The sequence below is a fragment of the Nocardia sp. NPDC006044 genome, from assembly GCF_042871115.1.
Classification (GTDB): Bacteria; Actinomycetota; Actinomycetes; order Mycobacteriales; family Mycobacteriaceae; genus Nocardia.
Window position 1 is genome coordinate 257,854 of record NZ_JBIAID010000003.1, and the last position, 20,741, is coordinate 278,594.

The 20,741-nt window shown below is 67.8% G+C and carries 19 protein-coding genes; 9 read left to right on the top strand and 10 right to left on the bottom strand.

Annotation, left to right across the window (positions count from 1 at the left end; all coding sequences use genetic code 11):
- Positions 1–28: 28 nt before the first annotated feature.
- Both ACFYO1_RS25815 and ACFYO1_RS25820 read right to left on the bottom strand, forming a co-directional pair.
- Positions 29–445, bottom strand: a complete 417-nt coding sequence (locus ACFYO1_RS25815; RefSeq protein WP_378722150.1) for a cytochrome c oxidase subunit 4 — start codon at positions 443–445, stop codon at positions 29–31.
- Positions 446–459: 14 nt separating this feature from the next.
- The gene (locus ACFYO1_RS25820; protein WP_387235994.1) at positions 460–1,563 is read right to left on the bottom strand and encodes a cytochrome c oxidase subunit II; all 1,104 of its coding nucleotides are present in this window, start codon (positions 1,561–1,563) and stop codon (positions 460–462) included.
- A 409-nt stretch (positions 1,564–1,972) separates the two neighbouring features.
- Between ACFYO1_RS25820 and asnB the strand changes: the two genes are divergently transcribed.
- Positions 1,973–3,949, top strand: a complete 1,977-nt coding sequence (asnB, locus tag ACFYO1_RS25825; RefSeq protein ID WP_387235996.1) for an asparagine synthase (glutamine-hydrolyzing) — start codon at positions 1,973–1,975, stop codon at positions 3,947–3,949.
- 176 nt (positions 3,950–4,125) lie between these two features.
- Here the strand turns inward: asnB and ACFYO1_RS25830 are convergent, their stop codons facing one another.
- Together ACFYO1_RS25830 and ACFYO1_RS25835 are read right to left on the bottom strand one after the other, a co-directional pair.
- Entirely contained in the window at positions 4,126–5,094 is a 969-nt protein-coding gene (locus ACFYO1_RS25830; protein ID WP_387235998.1) for a carbohydrate kinase family protein, read from the bottom strand.
- A gap of 277 nt (positions 5,095–5,371) precedes the next feature.
- Entirely contained in the window at positions 5,372–5,728 is a 357-nt protein-coding gene (locus tag ACFYO1_RS25835; protein WP_387236000.1) for a HesB/IscA family protein, read from the bottom strand.
- A 258-nt stretch (positions 5,729–5,986) separates the two neighbouring features.
- Between ACFYO1_RS25835 and ACFYO1_RS25840 the strand changes: the two genes are divergently transcribed.
- The gene (locus tag ACFYO1_RS25840; protein ID WP_223885608.1) at positions 5,987–6,595 is read left to right on the top strand and encodes a DUF3043 domain-containing protein; all 609 of its coding nucleotides are present in this window, start codon (positions 5,987–5,989) and stop codon (positions 6,593–6,595) included.
- Positions 6,596–6,725: 130 nt separating this feature from the next.
- On the opposite strand, the gene ACFYO1_RS25845 is transcribed toward ACFYO1_RS25840, so the two are convergent.
- Complete coding sequence (locus ACFYO1_RS25845; protein ID WP_387236002.1) at positions 6,726–6,968, bottom strand: hypothetical protein; 243 nt, start codon at positions 6,966–6,968, stop codon at positions 6,726–6,728.
- On the opposite strand from ACFYO1_RS25845, the gene ACFYO1_RS25850 reads away from it, so the two are divergent.
- The gene (locus tag ACFYO1_RS25850; RefSeq protein ID WP_387236004.1) at positions 6,967–7,944 is read left to right on the top strand and encodes a helix-turn-helix domain-containing protein; all 978 of its coding nucleotides are present in this window, start codon (positions 6,967–6,969) and stop codon (positions 7,942–7,944) included. The two genes, ACFYO1_RS25845 and ACFYO1_RS25850, sit on opposite strands and share 2 nt — an antisense overlap.
- A gap of 145 nt (positions 7,945–8,089) precedes the next feature.
- On the opposite strand, the gene ACFYO1_RS25855 is transcribed toward ACFYO1_RS25850, so the two are convergent.
- On the bottom strand, positions 8,090–8,320 hold the full coding sequence (locus ACFYO1_RS25855; protein WP_387236006.1) for a hypothetical protein: 231 nt from the start codon (positions 8,318–8,320) through the stop codon (positions 8,090–8,092).
- Positions 8,321–8,612: 292 nt separating this feature from the next.
- Here ACFYO1_RS25855 and ACFYO1_RS25860 point away from each other — a divergent pair, with 292 nt between their 5' ends.
- From ACFYO1_RS25860 to ACFYO1_RS25875, 4 genes are all read left to right on the top strand, one after another.
- On the top strand, positions 8,613–9,158 hold the full coding sequence (locus tag ACFYO1_RS25860; RefSeq protein ID WP_387236008.1) for a bifunctional adenosylcobinamide kinase/adenosylcobinamide-phosphate guanylyltransferase: 546 nt from the start codon (positions 8,613–8,615) through the stop codon (positions 9,156–9,158).
- Positions 9,159–9,774: 616 nt separating this feature from the next.
- Complete coding sequence (gene cobT, locus ACFYO1_RS25865; RefSeq protein WP_387236011.1) at positions 9,775–10,911, top strand: nicotinate-nucleotide--dimethylbenzimidazole phosphoribosyltransferase; 1,137 nt, start codon at positions 9,775–9,777, stop codon at positions 10,909–10,911.
- Positions 10,912–11,293: 382 nt separating this feature from the next.
- Positions 11,294–12,040 (top strand): adenosylcobinamide-GDP ribazoletransferase, encoded by a 747-nt coding sequence (locus tag ACFYO1_RS25870; protein WP_387236013.1) that lies wholly within the window; start codon positions 11,294–11,296, stop codon positions 12,038–12,040.
- Positions 12,041–12,151: 111 nt separating this feature from the next.
- Positions 12,152–12,865, top strand: a complete 714-nt coding sequence (locus ACFYO1_RS25875) for an MBL fold metallo-hydrolase (protein ID WP_387236015.1) — start codon at positions 12,152–12,154, stop codon at positions 12,863–12,865.
- Positions 12,866–13,419: 554 nt separating this feature from the next.
- Here the strand turns inward: ACFYO1_RS25875 and ACFYO1_RS25880 are convergent.
- The 3 genes from ACFYO1_RS25880 to ACFYO1_RS25890 form a co-directional block, all read right to left on the bottom strand.
- Positions 13,420–14,517 (bottom strand): branched-chain amino acid aminotransferase, encoded by a 1,098-nt coding sequence (locus ACFYO1_RS25880; RefSeq protein WP_387236017.1) that lies wholly within the window; start codon positions 14,515–14,517, stop codon positions 13,420–13,422.
- Between the two features lie 878 nt (positions 14,518–15,395).
- Entirely contained in the window at positions 15,396–16,496 is a 1,101-nt protein-coding gene (gene gcvT / locus ACFYO1_RS25885; protein WP_387236019.1) for a glycine cleavage system aminomethyltransferase GcvT, read from the bottom strand.
- A 449-nt stretch (positions 16,497–16,945) separates the two neighbouring features.
- On the bottom strand, positions 16,946–17,551 hold the full coding sequence (locus ACFYO1_RS25890) for a GNAT family N-acetyltransferase (RefSeq protein ID WP_387236022.1): 606 nt from the start codon (positions 17,549–17,551) through the stop codon (positions 16,946–16,948).
- A gap of 110 nt (positions 17,552–17,661) precedes the next feature.
- Between ACFYO1_RS25890 and ACFYO1_RS25895 the strand changes: the two genes are divergently transcribed.
- Together ACFYO1_RS25895 and ACFYO1_RS25900 are read left to right on the top strand one after the other, a co-directional pair.
- Positions 17,662–18,459, top strand: a complete 798-nt coding sequence (locus ACFYO1_RS25895) for a TetR/AcrR family transcriptional regulator C-terminal domain-containing protein (RefSeq protein ID WP_387236025.1) — start codon at positions 17,662–17,664, stop codon at positions 18,457–18,459.
- Complete coding sequence (locus ACFYO1_RS25900) at positions 18,456–19,967, top strand: leucyl aminopeptidase (RefSeq protein ID WP_387236028.1); 1,512 nt, start codon at positions 18,456–18,458, stop codon at positions 19,965–19,967. Before ACFYO1_RS25895 ends, ACFYO1_RS25900 begins: the two co-directional genes overlap by 4 nt.
- Positions 19,968–20,227: 260 nt before the next feature.
- Here the strand turns inward: ACFYO1_RS25900 and ACFYO1_RS25905 are convergent, their stop codons facing one another.
- The gene (locus tag ACFYO1_RS25905) at positions 20,228–20,590 is read right to left on the bottom strand and encodes an oxidoreductase (RefSeq protein ID WP_387236031.1); all 363 of its coding nucleotides are present in this window, start codon (positions 20,588–20,590) and stop codon (positions 20,228–20,230) included.
- Between the last annotated feature and the right edge of the window lie 151 nt (positions 20,591–20,741).

A 20,741-nucleotide genomic window follows, 5' to 3' on the forward strand; every position in this document is an offset into this window, starting at 1 on the left:
ACAGCGGAGGGGGCTTTCACCAACTAACTCAGTGCTTTTCCGGACCCAGGTAGTACTCGAAAACCAGGCCCGCGGCCGCGATCAGGATGCAGACGACGCCGAGCCCGATCAACCAGAACTGGAAGAACGCCAGGCCGAGCGCGGTGATCGCGCCGGCGCCGGCCAGGGTGATGGGCCAGAAGCTGCCGGGCGAGAAGAAGCCCAGATCGCCTGCGCCATCGACGATCTCGGCGTCCTCGTAGTCTTCCGGACGCAGGTCGAGGCGACGCGCGACGAAGCGGAAGTAGGTGCCGATGATCAGCGACAGGCCTGCGGTCAGGACGGTCGCGGTGGTACCCGCCCATTCCACGCCGGTGCGGGACACGCCGGTGAAGTAGCCGTAGACAATCGCGACGATGATGAAGAACACCGTCAGCAGTTCGAAAATCCGCGCTTCGATCTTCATATCAGATCAGTCCCTTACTTTGCCTCGGCCGCGGTTTTGGTCGTGCGATCGGTGTTGAACGGCCGGGTCGACGTGGCGACCGGCGCTTCACCGATGGTTTCGAGCGCTTCGGCGTTGGTCTTGCCCGCCTTGCGCGCGTCCAGGTACTTGGTGAACTTGTCCGGCGAGACCGCGCGCACCTCGAAGTTCATCATCGAGTGGAAGGTGCCGCACATTTCCGCGCAACGGCCGACGAACGCACCTTCCTTCTCGATCTTGGTGATCTGGAAGATGTTGTCCGAGTGGTTTTCCTTCGGGTTCGGCATCACGTCGCGCTTGAACAGGAACTCCGGCACCCAGAAGGCGTGCACCACGTCGGCGGCGGCGAGCTGGAACTCGATCACCTTGTTGGTCGGGAGCACCAGGACCGGCACCTCGGTGCTGGAACCGTAGGTCTCGACGGTGTCGTAGTGCAGGTAGGACAGGATGTCGTTCTCCGGCTTGCCGTGCACCGGGCCCGGCTGCGGGTGACCGTCCTTGGTCCGCTCCTTGTACTCCTCGAGCTGCTCCTGGTTCGACGCCTCACGCGTGGTGTCGATGCCCTTGAACGAGTAGCCGTCCTTGAAGTCCACGTTGCGGTAACCGAACTTCCAGTTCCACTGGAAGGCGGTCACGTCGACCGTGACGTCGGGGTTGTCCACCTTTTCGTGCACGTAGTTCTGCACCACGACGGTGAAGTAGAACAGCACCGCGATGATGACGAACGGCACCGCCGTGTAGGTCAGCTCCAGCGGCACGTTGTAGCCGGTCTGCCGGGGGAACTCCGGGGAGTCGGCCTTCTTGCGGTGGAAGGCGACGGTCCAGAAGGTCAGACCCCACACCAGCACGCCCATCAGCAGGGCGGCGACGACCGACCAGGTCCACAGCTCCCGCATCCGGGTGGCCTGCGGCGTGATGCCCGAGGGCCAGCCGAACCGCAGCCAGACATTGTCGATCGAGCAGCCCGAGACGAGCACCGCGGTGATCCCGAGGGACACCGCCAGCCCGGCCCGCCGAAGGATCCGTCCCCGGGCCGGACGTGCCCCGATCTCTTCGCTCGCCTTGTGCGCCACGCTCACGCCTTCCTGGTCGCCACACATTCCGACATTTGCACCGCCTGGGCTGCGACCGCCCGGCGATACGTTCTAAGCACATGTCAGGCCGGTCCCGGGTCGGGCGCGTACGCCGCCTGAGAATGGCCTGAGTACTACGCAGCGTAGACCAAACGGGGGCCGTCATTGTCGTCGGGTCGCATTCGACACTCCGCCGATCGCGGTCACCAGCGCATCCGTGCTCAAAAGCCCTGCACAGGGTGCGCGCGACGCGCGGAGGGAGCGTGTGCGGCATACTCGGACACAACATTTCGGCCGCTGTGCTCACCGCGAGGGCAGGCTCCGGCACGTCCCGGATCGACCACTCGCGGCAGACACCGCGCACCGCCCCCGCAAGACATTCGGACGCGCCGGTTTTCGGCCGCGTCCCGACCGGAGAAACGAGGTTGCCGACGCCGTGTGTGGACTGCTCGGGTTTCTGACATCTGACGAGGCAGCGCCTGGCGTGGTGGAGCAGGTGTACGACGCATTGCACTGCGTGCGCCACCGCGGCCCCGACGAACGAGGGACGTGGCACGACGGCGGCGATGGTCACGCCGCGGGCTCCGCTCCTGTCCACATGATCTTCGGCTTCAACCGCCTGTCGATCATCGACATCGAACACTCGCACCAGCCGCTGCGGTGGGGCCCGCCGGAGAACCGGGAGCGCTATGCGCTGACGTTCAACGGCGAGATCTACAACTACATCGAGCTGCGCAAGGAACTGGCCGAGGCGCACGCCGCGGAGTTCGGCGAGGATTCGATCTTCCTGACCGAGGGTGACGGCGAGGCCGTCGTCGCGGCGTTCCACTACTGGGGCCCCGAGGCGGTGCGCAAGCTGCGCGGCATGTTCGCGTTCGCGATCTGGGACACCGAGACCCAGGAACTGTTCCTGGCGCGGGACCCGTTCGGCATCAAGCCGCTGTTCCTGGCCACCGGGCCCGGCGGGACCGCGTTCGGCAGCGAGAAGAAGAGCCTGCTGGAACTGCTGCCCGCGCTCGGCCTGACCGATGCGCTGGATCCGCGCGCGCTCGAGCACTACACGGTGTTGCAGTACGTGCCGGAGGCGGAGACGCTGCACCAGGACATCCGGCGGCTGGAATCCGGCAGTTACGCGACGGTCGGCCTCGGGCAGGCCCCGAAGGTCACCCGATACTTCAACCCTCAGTTCAAGATTCGCCCGTTCGCCCCGGGTTCGGCAGCCGCCCGCTACCGGGAGATCGCCGAGGCGATGGAGGATTCGGTCGCCAAGCACATGCGCGCGGACGTGACCGTCGGCTCGTTCCTGTCCGGCGGCATCGACTCCACCGCGGTCGCGGCGCTGGCCATGCGGCACAACCCGAAGCTGATCACCTTCACCAGCTGCTTCGAACGCGAGGGCTACTCGGAGGCCGACGTCGCCGCCGAGACCGCCGCGGCGATCGGCGCCAAGCACGTGATCAAGACCGTCTCCCCCGCCGAGTTCGCCGCCGCGATTCCCGAAATCGTCTGGTACCTCGACGATCCTGTGGCCGACCCAGCGCTGGTGCCGCTGTACTTCGTGGCCAAGGAAGCGCGTAAGCACGTCAAGGTGGTGCTGTCCGGTGAGGGCGCCGACGAGCTGTTCGGCGGCTACACGATCTACCGGGAGCCGTTGTCGCTCAAGCCCTTCGAGTACCTGCCCGGTGGGCTGCGCAGGCTGGCGGGCAAGCTCTCCGAGCGCATTCCGGACGGCACCAGGGGCAAGAGCCTGCTGCATCGCGGCTCGCTCGGCCTGGAGGAGCGCTACTACGGCAACGCGCGCAGCTTCAGCGACGCCCAATTGCGTTCCGTGCTGCGCGAATTCCGCCCCGAGTGGACCCATCAGGACGTGACCGCGCCGATCTACGCGCAGTCGCGCGGCTGGGACCCGGTGGCGCGCATGCAGCACCTGGACCTGTTCACCTGGTTGCGCGGCGACATCCTGGTCAAGGCCGACAAGATGACCATGGCCAATTCGCTCGAATTGCGGGTGCCGTTCCTGGATTCCGAGGTGCTGAAGGTCGCCGAGGGGCTGCCGTTCGAGCAGAAGATCACCAAGGAAACCACGAAATACGCACTGCGCCAGGCACTCGAAGGCATCGTGCCGCCGCACGTGCTGCACCGTGCCAAGCTCGGTTTCCCGGTCCCGCTGCGACACTGGTTGCGCGGCACCGAACTCTACGACTGGGCCCACCAGCAGATCCTCGAATCGCAGACCGATCACCTGCTGAACAAGGCCGCGATCTCCGACATGCTCGTCGCCCACCGCGCGGGCACCTCGGACCACAGCCGCCGGCTGTGGACGCTGCTGGTGTTCATGGTGTGGCACGGGATCTTCGTCGAGGACCGGATCAAGCCGGAGATCCAGGAGCCGGTGTACCCGGTCTCGCTGTAGGTCGTCCCGAAAGTGCCCCTCGCCGAAAGGTCGAGGGGCACTTTCCGTCTCACGCGATACCGAACGACGATCGCGCGCACGCAGCGCGCGAAATCGCTGAATGTCTCGTGCGCGGTGGGCGGAGCAACGCGCGGGATGCTCGCGTTGTCACGGCGAGCTGTGGGCGGCGAACAACCTCAGAGCAGCGGCTTGATCTCGGCGGCGGCCTCGGCGCCGTACGCGCCGGCCAGACGCTCGAGCGCGGTCTCCTTGTTGAGCGTCCACTCCTGCGTGCCCATGGTCTCCAGGACCAGCACCGCGATGAGCGAACCCAGCTGGGCCGAACGCTCCAGGCTCAGGCCCGCGGTGTGTCCGGTGAGGAAGCCGGCGCGGAACGCGTCACCGACACCGGTGGGCTCGACCTTCGTGGTCTCCGGGACCACGCCGACGGTCAGCTCGGTGCCGTCCTTGTCCACGATCTGCACGCCGTCGGCGCCGAGCGTGGTCACCCGGATGCCGACGCGCTGCGCGACCTCCGCCTCGCTGAGCCCGGTCTTCTGCAGCAGCAACGCCCACTCGTACTTGTTCGTGAAAAGGTATGCGGCACCGTCGATCAGCTGCACGGCCTGCTCGCCGTCGAGGCGGGCCAGCTGCTGGGACGGGTCGGCGGCGAACGGGATGCCGAGTTCGCGGCACTGCGTGGTGTGGGCCACCATCGCGTCGGGGTCGTTGGCGCCGACCAGCACCAGGTCCAGCGTGTGTGCCTTGGCGAGCTCGCCGATGGAGATGTCGCGGGCCTCGCTCATCGCGCCCGGGTAGAACGACGCGATCTGCGCCATGTCGTCGTCGGTGGTGCAGACGAAGCGGGCGGTGTGCGCGCGCTCGGAGATCAGCACGCCGGAGCAGTCGACGCCGTGCGATTCCAGCCACTGCCGGTACTCGGCGAAGTCGGCGCCCACGGCACCGACGAGCAGGGGCGTGCGGTTCAAGAGCCCCATGGCGTAGGCGATGTTGCCCGCGACGCCACCCCGGCGGATCTGCAGATCGTCGACGAGGAAGCTGAGGGACACGTGATCGAGCTGATCGGCCAGCAGTGCGTCACGGAACCGTCCGGAAAAACGCATGAGGTGGTCGGTGGCAATGGACGCGGAAACGGCGATGGACACGAGGCTGGCCCTTCAACGGTAGGCGGCAGGCGGTGCAGACCGGGAACGAAGTCCCTGCATCACCGTACCAATGTCGCAGGAGGGCACGGACCCCCTCGATAGGGGGACACGCTCGGCGAGATGCCCGGCGGTACGCGATCGTTGGGCCGCGAAGTCGATCTCGGCCCGCCTCAGCGCGGACACCGCCCGGGAACGCGCAAACCCCACGTGAGCACTTCTCACGTGGGGCCGGGCTGTTACGCGGTGAACCCGCTTACGACGAGTCGGACGGGTTCGGTCAGTTGAACGAATCGCCGCAGGCGCAGGAGCCGGTGGCGTTCGGGTTGTCGATGGTGAAGCCCTGCTTCTCGATGGTGTCGACGAAGTCGATGGAGGCACCCTGGATGTACGGGGCGCTCATCCGGTCGACGGCCAGCTTGACGCCGTTGAAGTCAACGACGATGTCGCCGTCGAGCGAGCGATCGTCGAAGAAGAGCTGGTATCGCAGGCCGGCACAACCGCCGGGCTGCACGGCGATCCGCAGCGCCAGGTCGTCGCGACCCTCCTGGTCCAGCAGCGCCTTCGCCTTGCTGGCGGCAGCATCGGTCAGCACGGCACCGTGGGTTTCGGTGGCGGTCTCGTTCTGCACAGTCATGAACTCTCCTCGAGGAACCTGTCGTCGACCCGTGAACAGCGCACGGGTCGTGTCGGTCAACACCACTCGGCGGGCTGCTATTCCCCATCTTGCCACCACCGCGCGCGCAGGAACACGCAACCTACGTGACCCGGCGCACCTGCGCGAATCGGACCGCATTTCCCGCCGCGTATTCCATCGAATAGCCTGGTCGATGTGAAATTGTTCCGTCGCGGCGAGTCCAGCACCACCGACGCGGCCGCCGATCAGACGGCGGTCGTGGACGGCGGCTCGACCGCGGGCACCACTCGCACGGCGGTCACCGCCACCGCGGGCAAGGGCCGTCCCACTCCGAAACGCCGTGACGCGCAAGGCAAGCGACGCGGCCCGATCGCTCCGGCACCGCTCACCGCGAAGGAGGCCCGCGCCCGGCGCAAGGCCACTCGCGGCAGCAAGGAGGAGCGCAAACAGGCCTCGGCCGAGCGCAAGGCGGCGGTCCAGGACCGGCGCACGCGCATGCTCGCCGGCGAGGACAAGTACCTGCTGCCGCGCGATCAAGGGCCGGTGCGGGCATTCGTCCGCGACATCGTCGACGGCCGGCGCAACCTGGTCGGGCTGTTCATGCCGATGGCGCTCGTGCTGATCCTGTCGATGTTCGTGGCGCCCGCGCTGCAGACGATCGTCACGCTGGCCATGCTGGTGATGATGTTCTTCATGATCGCCGAGGGGTTCCTGCTCGGGCGGATCGTGAACGGGCGGGTCAGGGAGCGGTTCCCGGATTCCGAGGACACCGGGTACAAGCTCGGCTGGTACGCGTTCGTGCGGGCGTCGCAGATCCGGAAGATGCGGGCGCCGAAGCCTCGGGTCAGTCCGGGAGACGCCATTTAAGTGGTCCGGCGTGTTCCGCCTGCCGGATCCGCACGTTAACCACCCTTGACCACCTGACACACCCTGAACATGATTGCGGCCCGGCTCGGGTACTCGAGCCGGGCCGCGGTCGGTTGCGGACACATGAGGATCAGATGTTGGTGGTTCGGCCGTGCATTGCCGACAGATCGGCCTGCAGGCGCTGCATATCGCGATCGGTGACGTTGGACGAACCGGCCGGCGCCGAGTAGTGGGCCACTGCGGCGGCGAAGGTGACGATGACTGCCATGGTGATCAGAAAAGTAAGCATGGCAGTAATTTTGCGCTCGGTCAGTTCCCGCCGAAAGTGGCTGAACTGACATAGTTCGTAAATATCCAGCCATACTGGAGCCATGCTGTCGAAGGTTGCGGTCGTGCTGTCCGAACGCATGGCCATGTTCGAGTTCGGGGTCGTCTGTGAGGTTTTCGGCCTCGACCGGTCCGCCGACGGGTTGCCCGCGTTCGACTTCAAGGTCTGCGGCGCGGAACCGGGGAAGCCGCTGCACTCCAGCACGCCCGGCATCACGCTCACGCCGGAGTTCGGGCTCGAGGAGCTGGCGAGGGCCGATCTGGTCGCCATCCCGGCCTTCTCGTCCAGGAACGGGATCGATCCGCGCCTCGTCAACGCCGTCCGGGACGCCGCGGCGGCCGGTGCGATCGTGCTGACCGTCTGCTCGGGCGCCTTCCTCGCCGGCGCGGCCGGGCTGCTCGACGGACGCAAATGCACCACGCACTGGACGCACGTCGACGCGCTGGCCGCGCTGTACCCGGAGGCGACCGTCGATCCCGACGTGTTGTTCGTCGACGCGGGCAACCTGATCACCAGCGCGGGCACCGCCGCGGGCATCGACGCCTGCCTGCACCTGGTCCGCCGCGAACTCGGTAGCGCCGTGGCCAACGCGATCGCCCGGCGGATGGTCGTGCCGCCGCAGCGCGACGGCGGCCAGCGTCAGTTCATCGAACGCCCCGTCGCCACCTGCACCTCCGACAGCCTGATGTCGACGCTGGAATGGATGAACGAAAACCTCGACCTCCCGCACACCATCGAAGACCTGGCCGCCCGCGCGACCATGTCCACCCGCACCTTCGCCCGCCGCTTCGCCGCCGAAACCGGAACGACCCCGGTCAAGTGGCTGACCAATCAGCGCGTCCTGCTGACCAAGCAGCTGCTCGAAGAAACCGACCTCGGGCTCGAACAGATCGCCACCCGCGCGGGATTCGGTTCAGGAGCGTTGCTGCGGCACCACTTCCAACGCCTGGTCGGCATCGCACCCACGGAGTACCGCCGCCGCTTCGGCGCGAATTTGGAAGCCGTGGAGACGCCTGCCTGATACGCGCGCCGCGAGACTCGTCCTCGAATCGGATCGCGCCGAAGCCGGGGGTGGATTCTGCGGCCTTGCGCGGCGCCGCCCGCATGCCCCATCGCAGACCTCGCCGAGGCGGTCCCGGATTCCGCGACGTTGTGCGGCACCGCCTTCAACCCCGATCATCGAACAGCGGCTCGTCCGTCCGCACCGGCGGCATCCAGTAACGCATTGTCGAGACGTTCGAGCTGCCGAGCTCGTCGTCGACGTCCCCCTTCACCGAATACGGCAGCTTCGGCACCACGCTCGAAGCCGTCGAGACATCCTGCTGGCCCGTACACCGGCAGGGCGGTGCTCCGACGTAGGCGTACGCCACCGAGTAGGCGGGTCGCTTCGACGTCAATCGCGAAGCGCACGAGCTGCCGGCGCGATCCTCAGACCATTGCCGGTTCCCCGATAGCCGTGCGCAGCTGCGATCTCTGGCAACGTGGAGGTGACTCGCATTCCGACGCATTCTCATCCAGGCCGGCGCGACGCCACCCGCGAAGCGCGCGAACTGCCGGCGCGATCCTCAGACCATCGCCAGATCCCCGATAGCCGCAGGCGGCCGCGATCTCTGGCACTGTGGAGGCGACTCGCATCCCGACGCACGCTCTCGTCCAGGTCGGCGCGACTGGGATTGATACCGTGCTGACGTGTCGCACAGTGTCTCGTCCGCGCCGCGCCGGATCCTCGTCCTCGGTGGCGCTCGGTCGGGTAAGTCCGCCTACGCCGAAGAGTTGGCTGCGGCGGCCGGGCCAGTTCGTTATCTGGCGACCTCGATTCCCGACCCGGCCGACCTCGACTTCGCCGCGCGCATCGCCACGCATCGCGAGCGCAGGCCCGCCGACTGGACCGTGATCGAAAGTGCCGATCCGGCGGCGGTTCTGGGCGAACGGGTCGACGGCACCACGCTTATCGATGACATCGGCACCTGGCTCACCGCGCGCATCGACGCCCGCGACGCCTGGGAATCCCCGCGCGGCACCGTCACGCCCGACGCCGACGCCCTGGTCGCCGCGGTGACCGCATACCCGCGGCGCCTGGTCATCGTGAGCCCCGAGGTCGGCATGGGGATCATCCCCGCCACTCGCTCCGGCCGCCTGTTCCGCGACGAGATCGGCACCCTGAACCAGCGCCTCGCACAAGCCTGCGACGAAGCCTTCCTCGTCGTGGCCGGACTACCTCTGCGGCTCAAGTGAATTCAGGGCGTTCTACTCGGCGACCAGGCCGAGCACCGCCACGGTGAGTTTCGCCGAGGCCGCGATGCCTCGCCCTGATCGGATGTTCGCCGCATCGGGATCAGCGCGTCGCGCATCGGATCATTGCCAGACCGAACGGCTCAGGCCGGCGCTTCGATCAGTCCACCGATGGGTGCGGACCGCGGGCATCGGCGAGTTGGGAACGAGTGACGTGCGACGCGCAGCCCGCGGCGAGCAAGACCGAACAGCTCGGGCCAGCGCTTCGATCAGTCCACCGATGGGTGCGGACCGCGGGCATCGGCGAGTTGGGAACGAGTGACGTGCGACGCACAGCCCGCGGCGAGCAAGACCGAACAGCTCGGGCCAGCGCTTCGATCAGTCCCCCGATGGGTGCGGACCGCGGGCATCGGCGAGTTGGGAACGAGTGACGTGCGACGCACAGCCCGCGGCGAGCAAGACCGAACAGCTCCGGCCGGCGCTTCGATCGGTCCACCGCCGGTGCGGGATCGCGGGCGTCGGCGAGTTGGGGACGGGTGATGTGCGGCGCACAGGCCGCGGCGGGCAAGATTGAGCGGCGTATGAGTGTTTGGACCGTCCTGACCGGAAAGGCTCGACAGTGACACACGGATTTGGACCGGTGACGCCTCCTGACGCACAGGTTCGGGTGGCGGCCGAGCAACGGCAGGCGCAGTTGACCAAACCCGGCGGGTCGCTCGGGCGGCTGGAGGAGATCGGCAACTGGGTCGCGGCTTGTCAGGGTGTGTGCCCGCCCAAGCAGTTCGAGCGGGCCAGGGTGGTGGTGTTCGCCGGGGATCATGGTGTTGCGCGGCATGGGGTTTCGGCGTATCCGAGTGAGGTCACCGCGCAGATGGTGGCGAACTTCCTCGGTGGTGGGGCGGCGGTCAACGCGCTTGCCGTGGTGGCGGGTGCGACCGTGCGGGTCGCGGACATCTCCGTCGACGGCGAGACCGACTCGCTGATCGCCAAGCACAAGGTGCGGCGTTCCAGCGGGTCCATCGATCGCGAGGACGCGCTGACTGCCGAGGAGGTCGAGGCCGCCCTCGCCGCGGGCAAGGCGATCGCCGACGAGGAGATCGACGCCGGCGCCGACGTACTCATCGCGGGCGACATGGGCATCGGCAACACCACGCCCGCCACCGCCCTCATCGCGACGCTGACCGAGACCGAACCCGTTGCCGCCGTCGGTCGCGGCACCGGTGTCGATGATGCCGGCTGGGCGCGCAAGGTCGCCGCGATCCGGGATGCGATGCGCCGGGCGCGCCCGGTCGTCAAGGATCCGGTCGAACTGCTGCGCGTTGCCGCAGGCGCGGACTTCGCCGCCATGGCCGCGTTCCTCGCGCAGGCCGCTGCCCGACGCACGCCGGTCATCCTCGACGGTGTGGTCGTCACGGCGGCCGCCCTGGTCGCCGAGGAGCTGGCCGCAGGTTCGTCAGCGTGGTGGCTGGCCGGCCACCGGTCTACCGAACCCGCACACAACCTCGCCCTGCAGCGCCTCCGCCTCGACCCGCTCCTCGACCTGAACATGCGCCTCGGCGAAGCCTCCGGCGCCCTCACCGCCCTCCCCCTGGTCCGCGCCGCCGTCGCGACTCTCGCGGAGATGTCCACGTTCGCCGAAGCGGGCGTGAGCACCCCGGACACCGACACCGCTGAAAACACGGACCTCACCGTGCCCGCCGACATCGACTCCGAAACCGCTACGCCCACAGACACTCCCCCGGACTTGCGGAAATGAGCCGCTGGCCGTCGCTGATCGAAGCCGGCACCACCGTGGTCGGCAAGTCCATCGACGGCCACGCGGCTCGCTCTGCACGATCCACGCGATCAACTCGCCATGTTCGGCGGCCCGATCGTGATAGTTCTATTGCCGCACAATCTCTTTCGAGTGGAACGGTGAAGTCGAACGGTTGCGGCACAGCCTCGACAGTGGCTGATCAGGACGATACGTTCCGGTATTCACCTGTCGCACAACATCCTCCGTGGAGAACGCCGAGGTCCTGCGGTTACGGCACTTCAGCTCCAACGCCCGCCGGTCGGGTCCCCGCCTTCCGTTATTCGATTGCCGCACAAGGTGTTCCGGGTGCGCGATGCGGCCGGGCAAACCTGGGATTGTCCGGATGAGCGGGTTGCGGCTCGCGGTTTCGTGGCTCACTGTTTTGCCGGTGCGCGGGCCGGACAGTGTCGACCGGGCGGTGGCCGGGCGGGCAATTGCGTTGGCGCCGTTGGTTGGTGGACTGCTCGGAGCCGGGGCGGCCGGGCTGCTGTGGGTGTTGGTGTGGGCGGGGGCCAGTGCGGCGCTTGCCGGGCTGCTGGTGGTCGGGGCGTTGGCGTTGATCACGCGGGGCATGCATCTGGACGGGCTCGCCGACACTATGGACGGGCTCGGTAGCTACGGTCCGCCCGAGCGGGCCAGGCAGATCATGAAGAGCGGCGGTGCGGGCCCGTTCGGGGTAGCCGCCATCGTGTTCTCCATTGGCGTCCAAGCGTTTTCCTTCGCCGCGCTGGCCGAGGCGGACCGCTGGTTCGCCGTAGCTCTCGCCGTAACCGTCGGCCGCGTCGCAGTCGTTCTCGCCTGCCGCGAAGGAATCGCCGCCGCCCCCGACGCCGGCTTCGGCGCCCTCGTGGCCGGCACCCAACCCCCGCTCACCGGCGCAGCATGGTCCGTGGCCGCCCTCGCCGCCGCCACCCTCGCCACCCTCAACCACTGGCAAGGCCCGCTCGCCGTCCTCATCGCCTTGGCCGCCTCGACCATCCTCATCCGCCACACCGTCCGCCGCTTCGCCGGCCTCTCCGGCGACCCCCTCGGTGCCACCATCGAATTAACCGTCTCCCTAACCGCCGCCACCCTCTCCCTCAACCTCTGACCGCCCCACTCCCAAGGATGTCCAGGTTTCCGGGGCCGGAGGGCACGGCGCAGCAAACTATTTGCGGCTGCGACGCGCGGATCGTCTGGGTCGGGCAATAAGGTGTGCGGTATGTCTTCTGAGCGCCTGTATTTTCGCCAGCTGTTGTCGGGGAGGGACTACGCCGTCGGCGATCCGATTGCGACGCAGATGCGGAATTTCGCGTATCTGATCGGGGATCAGGAGACCGGCGAGTGCCTGGTGGTCGATCCGGCCTATGCGGCGGGCGATCTGGTCGATATCGCCGAGGGGGACGGGCTGCGGCTGACGGGGGTGCTGGCGACCCATCACCATCCGGACCATGTCGGTGGGACGATGCTCGGGTTCACCCTGGGCGGGGTGCGTGAATTGCTCGAAAAGACAAGTGTCCCAGTGCATATCAACGCGCAGGAGCTTTCCTGGGTGGCCAACGTCACCGGCATCGCGCCGAGCGAACTCACCGGCCACGAGCACGGCGACAAGGTAAGCGTCGGCGCCTTCGATATCGAACTGCTGCACACCCCCGGGCACACGCCGGGCAGCCAATGCTTCCTGTTCGACGACCGGCTCATCGCGGGCGACACCCTGTTCGTCGACGGCTGCGGCCGCACCGATTTCCCGGGCGGCGATTCCGACGAAATGTTCCGCAGCCTCCGGTATCTGGCCGAGTTATCCGGCGCTCCGGTCGTCTACCCAGGCCACTGGTATTCGCAGGAGCCTTTCGCCCCGCTCTCCACTGTCCGGGACAAGAACTACGTCTTGCGCCCCAAAACCCTCGACGAGTGGCACATGTTCATGCCGAGCTGATTGGCCCGCACGATGGCCGACCCGAGCACCACGCCGGGTCGGGCCATCGTCACTCGCCCGAATCGACGCCGCAAGAACCCATTTGACGCGAGCATCACTACGTCAATACAAGAACACCTGATCGAGTGGCACAACGTGCACGCCCAGCCAATTGGCACACGATGCCGCCGAGCACCACGCCGGTCGCCCATCGCCACACGCCAGAATCAACGCCGCTGCTTCACCTAGAGCGGGCCCCCTACGTCACGACGAGAACAACCGAGTCGAGTGTGCTCAGCTGAGTTGACACGCGCGATGCCGATCCGCGCGCATACCGCAGCTCAGCCATGGCCACCCACCCGAATCGAGCGACACAGGTTCACGCGCAACTGAGTTGACACGCACGATATCGACCCGCCCGCGCACCACGGCTCGGCCATGGCCACGTAACCGAATCGACAGCACAGGCAATCCTGGAGCGAGCCCAGTACGTCACGCCAAGAACCACCGAATCGAGTGGCACACCATGGCGGCAAATCGCGAGAGACCCCCGCCGTGGTGTGCCACTCGATCGACTACATGCTGCGCATCCACCCGTGGATGTCGGCGAAGGTGCCGCGCTGGATGCCGGTGAGCGTGTCGCGCAGCGCCATGGTGACCTCGCCCGGCTCGCCACCGCCGATGGTGAACTCGCCGTCGTCGGAGCGGACCCAGCCGACGGGGGTGATCACCGCGGCGGTACCGCACGCGAAAACCTCGGTGATTTCACCGGATTCGGCGCCCTTGCGCCATTCCTCGACCGACACCTTGCGCTCTTCGACCTTGAATCCGGAGTCGGCGGCGAGGGTGAGCAGCGAGTCGCGGGTAATGCCGGGCAGCAGCGAACCGGACAGTTCCGGGGTCACCAACCGCGCGTCCGAGCCGGCGCCGAAGACGAAGAACAGGTTGTTGGTGCCCATCTCCTCGACGTAGCGGCGCTCGCACGCGTCCAGCCAGACCACCTGGTCGCAGCCCTTTTCCGTCGCCTCGGCCTGGGCGAGCAGCGACGCGGCGTAGTTGCCCGCGACCTTCGCCTCGCCGGTGCCGCCGGGCGCGGCGCGCACGTACTCGGTCGACAGCCACACTCGCACCGGCTTCACGCCACGCGGGAAGTAGGCGCCGGCCGGAGAGGCCATGAGCAGGTACTTGTAGCCGGCGGCGGGCTTCACGCCGAGCCCCGCCTCGGTGGCGAACATGAAGGGGCGCAGGTACAGCGAGTCCTCGCCGCCCGCGGCGGGCACCCAGTCGCGGTCCACCTCGAGCAGCTGACGCACGGATTCGATGAACAGTTCCTCGGGCAGTTCGGCCATCGCCATCCGGCGGGCGGACCTGCGGAACCGTGCGGCGTTCGCGTCGATGCGGAAGCAGGCGACGCTGCCGTCGCCGTGCCGGTACGCCTTGAGTCCCTCGAAGATGGCCTGGCCGTAGTGGAAGACCATGGTCGCGGGGTCGAGGGCCAGCGGTCCGTACGGTTCGACGCGCGCGTTGGTCCACTCGCCATCGATGTAGTCGATCGAGACCATGTGATCGGTGAAGAACCGCCCGAACCCGGGCGCCGCCAGTACCTCTTGTACCCGCTGCGCCGGGGCGGGCGCGGGATGCGGGACACGGGCAAACTGTGCAGCAACGGTCATGGCCCTGATCCTAGCCAAGCCGCTTTCAAGCTTTGCGGCCGATTGCCCCTCGTACCGCAGAACTTCCCGCCACCCCCGCCACTCGCGCACCAATGTGCACCCCGCGTCCCAATTCGCCCCAGGAAATCACACCGGCCAGTACGCACCTTGCGCACCGAGGAGTACGCCACGCCGCGACTTGCCGTACGACACACCGTGTCGCGCCAACGCCACGCCGCTGAGGTCATCCCACGACCCCCGGGGCAGGTTCTGTGCGCAAATGCGCGTCACCCCCTCAACAATGAGACACGACCCTCGAAGAGGACGCGACACACGGTGGACGAGCGGAACTCTCGGTAGGCACGCACCTCACCCGAGTTTGCGCACGACTCCACACCTCGCCTCGAGCCCTCGCACCTCCCCGCGACGCCACACCTCAACTCAAGTCCACACGTCGCACCGCACCGCACCGCACCGGACCGCGACGCGACACCTTGAGCCCACGTATCTCCCCGCGACGCAACGCCACACCTCACCTCGTGCCCGCACGTCGCACCGGTCCCACGTCCCGCACCCGATCTCGCACACGCCCCCGCCATCTCACGCCGCACCCGATCTCGCACACGTCCCCGTTATTTCGCGCCGCACCCCGCGTCCCCGCGATCGCACACGCCCCCGCCATCTCACGCCGCACCTCGGTCTCGTGCACGTCCTCCCGGTCTCGCGCACGTCCCCACGATCTCGCGCACGTCATGTGCTGAATGGCCGCACGATGCACAGCACCTCACAGGGAGCGCGTGTGTTTTCGAGCGGTCCTGCGCGTGGCCGTCGCGCAATCGGTGAAGTGGGTGCGCGCTTTGGCCGCGCACCACTACGTCATCTTGCGCGGCGACCACGACCTACTTCGTGTTCGTCTCCACGAACGGTGGGCGGATGACCTCGCAGCGGAGGCGGCGGCCGCGGACGTCCACCTCGACCTCGGTGCCGGGTTCGATGCCCGCTTCGGTGTCGAGCAGGGCGAGGGCGATGCCGATCTTGAGGCTGGGCGAGAAGGTGCCGGAGGTGGTTTCGCCGACTGGTTCGCCGTCGCGCAGAACGCTCTGGCCTTGGCGAAGGACGCCGCGGTCGAGGGCCTTGAGGCCGAGCAGGGTGCGGCGCGGACCGGCCGACTTCTCCTGCTCCAGTGCGGCTTTGCCCCAGAACTCCGGCTTCTTCCAGCCGACCGCCCAGCCGGTGCGGGCCTGGACGGGGGAGATTTCCAGCGACAGTTCGTGGCCGTGCAGCGGGTAGCCCATCTCGGTGCGCAGGGTGTCGCGGGCGCCGAGTCCTGCGGCCTGGCCGTCGGCGGCTTTCACCTGCGTGACGAGAGCGCGGAACAGCGGCTCGGCGTCGGCCCAGCGGGGCAGCAGTTCGTAACCGTGCTCGCCGGTGTAACCGGTGCGGCAGACGCGCACGGGACGCCCGTCCCATTCGGCGTCGGCGTAGGCCATGTATTCCATGTCGGTCGGCAAGCCGAGTGCGGCGAGCACCTCGGTCGAGCGCGGACCCTGCACGGCGAAGACGCCGTACTCGCGGTGCTCGTCGGTCACCGTGATGCCCTCGGGCGCCACCTTCTGCAACTCCGCGACCACCGACGCGGTGTTCGCGGCATTGGGGACCAGGAAGATCTCGTCGTCGCTCACGTAGTAGGCGATCAGGTCGTCGATCACGCCGCCATCGGGCGCACAGCACAGCGTGTACTGCGCCTTGCCCGGGCGGATCCGGCCCAGATCGTTGGTGAGCGCAGAGTTCACGAATGCCGCGGCGCCCGCACCACGCACCGTCGCCTTGCCCAGATGGCTCACATCGAACAACCCGACCGTGGTGCGGACCGACTGATGTTCGGCCACCGTCCCCTCGTAGGAGACGGGCATTTCCCACCCGCCGAACGGCGCGAAAGTCGCCCCCAGCTCGACGTGTACACCATGGATAGGGCCTTGCAGCAGGTTCGAGTCGGTCACTCGGCGAGCTTATCCGCCCCACCCGCACTCCGGGCCCGCTCCCTCACCCCCACCGTCTGATCCCCCAGACGACACCCCCTCCCCGACGTCATCGGACCCCGTCACCAACCACCATCAAAACCACCCACCAACCCATCACATCCGGCCCAGCCAGACGCTTCCGAGCCGACCGAATGGAACCCGACGACACTGCCACTCCCACTTCACCGCCACCACGCCCACTCAGCGACTCACGATCCGACGAACGGGACATCATGGCGGCGACACTCGCACCTCACCGATGTCATGGCCCGGTCGGCAATTCACGATCCGGGCGAACGGGACATCAGGGCGGCTGCACTCGCGCTTCGCCACCACCACGTCCCGATCGACGGCTCGCTATTCAGCGAACGGGACGTGGTGGGGGTGGCACTCGCGCTTTGCCTCGACCATGTCCCGTTCGACGGTTTCTATCCGCGGAACCACATGGGGCGCAGGGTTGGTCCTCCGTCGGGGAGGTCGTGGGTGGTGCCGGTTTGGGCGAAGCCCATGCGGGTGTAGAGGCGGGCGGAGCGGTCGGTGCTGGCTTCGAGGTAGGCGGGGACCGCGGCGGAAGAGGCGGCTTTTGTTTGGGCCGCGAGGATGGCGGCGCCTGCGCCTTTGCCTCGGTGTTCGGGGACCGTGACGATGACCTGCAAATACCGGTGCGGGAATTCGCGGGGGTGGGAGTGCTCGAGTAGGTCGCTGACGATGGCGGCTCGCTGGAGCGCGCGGACGTCGGGAACGGACTCGGCCAGTGCGCGGGCTTCGGCTGCCTCGCGCTCGAGCCGGCCGGCCGAGGTCACGTGCTGCCAAATGGATATCGCCCAGATTTCCGACTCGGTGCCGGCAATCCAGATCTCGTCGTCGCTCAGCGCACGGTCGATGAGCGCGGGCACGTACTGATCGCTGAACTGCTCGATCGGGTGTCCGTCGAGGATCCAGGCGGTCACCACCTCATCGGGGCTGGCGATCGCGAAGGCCTTGATCACCGCATCGCGATCCTGCTTGCTCGCCTGTCGAACCGTGATCTCCATCCGCTGACCCTTTCGTCGTGAACGCTGTGTGCTTTCGCCAAGGTAGGCAGGTCACGGCGATACAGCTACTGTTTCGTCACAAGTGTTCGTGTGTCGAAATGGAGGCCGGCATGGCCTGTGGGATCTGCGGGAACGCCCTCGCGCAACCGTCGCGCGGCCGCAAGCGCCGGTACTGCTCCCGCGCCTGCCAGGCCCGCGCCTACCGCGCCCGCCGCGACGACGTGACCCCCGCGCCCCGTCCCGCGCGACCAGCGAAACTGACCACGATCGCCATCCTGCGCACCGCCGTCGACCTCGCCGATCGCGACGGCATAGACGCCCTCTCCATGCGCCGCCTGGCCAGCGAACTCGGCGCGGCCACCGCCGGCCTGTACCGCTACTTCCCCGACCGCGAGGCGCTCCTCGACGGCATGGCCGAGCTGGTACTCGCCGAAATCGGCCCGCCGGCAACCGATCTCACCGACTGGCGAGCCAAACTCAGCTACGAGGCGCAGGCAGAATGGCAGCTCTACCAGCGGCACCCGTGGATGCTGCCGATCCTGGCCCGCACCCGCCCGCCGATCGGCCCCGCCCTGCTCGACATCCTCGAACGTTCCTTCACCGCCCTCGACCACCACGGCCTGACCCGCGAGCAGATGCTCGCCATCTACCTGTCCTTCTCGGGCTTGGTCCAGGGCCTCGCCCTGCTGACCGGTTCGGAACGCGCCGACCGGCAGCGCGGCAAGCACCCGGAGCGCCCGGCCGACCTCCCCGAGCTGCTCGACCCGGCCGTCCGCCCGGTCCTGCACCGCCTCTTCTCCGGCGGCGAGCCGGGCCCCGACCTGGACTTGGACCGAATCCTCGACACCGGACTCGCCTTACTCCTCGACGGAATCGCAATCCGACTGCCCAGTAGCCTGAGCCCATGACCGCTGTTGCAGATCGCTCCCTCGGACCGGAGCTCGCCCGTACGCAGACCATCGCCGCGGATACCGATGTCCTCGTCGTCGGCCTCACCTCGTCCGAGAACGGCCCGGCCATCGTGCCCGAGGACCTGTTCGGCGACGTGCTGCCCGCCGACCTCCGCGCGGAACTGCTGGATCAGCTCGGCGCGGTCGGCGCGAAGGGCAAGGCCGAGGAGCTGACCCGGGTGCCCGCTCCGGCCGGATTGGACGGGGTGACCAGCGTGCTCGCCGTCGGCCTGGGCGCCGCGGAGAAGATCGACGCCGAGCAGATCCGCCGCTCGGCCGGTGTCGCCGCGCGCACGCTGTCCGGCACCGAACTGGTGGCGACCACGCTGTCCGGCCTCGACATCGGCGCCGCCGCAGAGGGTTTCTACCTCGGCGCCTACACGTTCACGCCGTTCAAGTCAGGCAAATCCGCGCCGAAGCCGGACGAGCGCCCGGTGGCCAGGGTCGAATTCCTGGTCCCCGAACCGGAATTCGGCGAGGAGGAGCTGTTCCGCGCCCAGCTGGTCGCCGAAGCCATCGCCACCGCAAGGGATTTCGTCAACACGCCGCCGAGCCACCTCTATCCTGCCGAATTCGCCGCCCGCGCACAGGAATTGGCGGAGGCAGCCGGTCTCGAGGTCGAGGTGCTCGACGAAACCGCCCTGGACGCAGGCGGTTACGGCGGCGTGCTCGGTGTGGGCAAGGGTTCCTCGCGCCCGCCGCGGCTCGTCCGGATCACCTACGCGGGCGGCCCGAAGAAGGTCGCGCTGGTCGGCAAGGGCATCACCTTCGATACCGGCGGCATCTCGATCAAGCCCGCGCAGAACATGGAGAACATGACCTCGGATATGGCCGGCGCCGCCGCGGTCGTGGCCACCGCGCTGCTCGCCGCCCGGCTGAGCCTGCCGGTCACGGTCACCGCGACCGTGCCGATGGCGGAGAACATGCCCTCGGCCACCGCGCAGCGCCCCGGCGACGTGCTCACCCAGTACGGCGGCACCACCGTCGAGGTGATCAACACCGACGCGGAGGGCAGGCTCATCCTGGCCGACGCGATCGTGCGGGCGAGCGAGGACGAGCCCGACTACCTGATCGACGTGGCGACCCTAACCGGCGCGCAGATGGTGGCGCTGGGCACCCGCACCCCCGGCATCATGGGCACCGAGGAGTTCCGCGACCGGGTCGCCGAGATCTCCCGGGCGAACGGTGAGAACGGCTGGGCCATGCCGCTGCCCGCCGAACTGCGCGCGGACCTGAACTCGAAGATCGCCGACCTGGCCAACGTCGCACCGCACCGCTGGGGCGGCATGCTCTCGGCGGGCCTGTTCCTGAAGGAGTTCGTCCCGGAGAGCGTGCAGTGGGCGCACCTGGACGTCGCGGGCCCGGCATACAACACCGGCGGCCCGTTCGGCTACATCGGCAAGGGCGGCACCGGCGTTCCGGTCCGCACGCTGATCGCGGTCATCGAGGACATCGCCGGAGAGTGATCGAACCGTCGCCGGAGTCGAGCGACTCCGACGACGCAGATCCGGTAGAGCTGGACGAATGATCATGGGGAACTGGTGCTGGCATCGGCCGGGAAGCAAACAGCACCAGTTCCCTCTCGATCAACGACGCGCGGGCGTGGCAAGGTCGAGCGCTTGACCGGTTTGCGATCTGCTTCGGGCGCCGATTCACCCTGGATTTCCGGCCCGAAAAATCAGGACAACTCCGGCACGAAAACGGGTCGCCCGGCGGTAGCCAGCGGCTATAGCTCGCGCAGATCTTCCTCGAACGCGCGCTGCCGCTCGATCCGTTTGCGCGCGTCGTAGTCGCGCATCCGCTGCGGATATCCGGTCTTCGCGGCCTCGTAAACGGGAATCCGCAAATCCTTGGCAAGCCGTCGCGCTCCGCGCTCGCCGACGATCCGGCGGGTCCACTCACCGTCGGCCGCGACCAACACGACAGTGACATCCGTCACGGTAGTTTTCGGCTCCAAATAGCCTTCGACGCCCACGTGGGCACGCACCCACTCGGCCAGATAACGGGCATCCTCGCTACCCCCGGAACCCGCACGTAATGCGCTGCCACCCCGGGTCGCGCCGCCTCGGAAACGATCCAGCAAACCCAACGACGCGCACCTCCTTTCGCACCCCGATACCTCGAACGCATCGGTACCTCTATCTTGCCAGCTCTGTGGAGTTCGCCGCCCTTGTGCTACGCGCCGAGCGGACGAGTGCAAGGATGGATCGCGGTACAAGAACCACACAGATCTCCGGTGC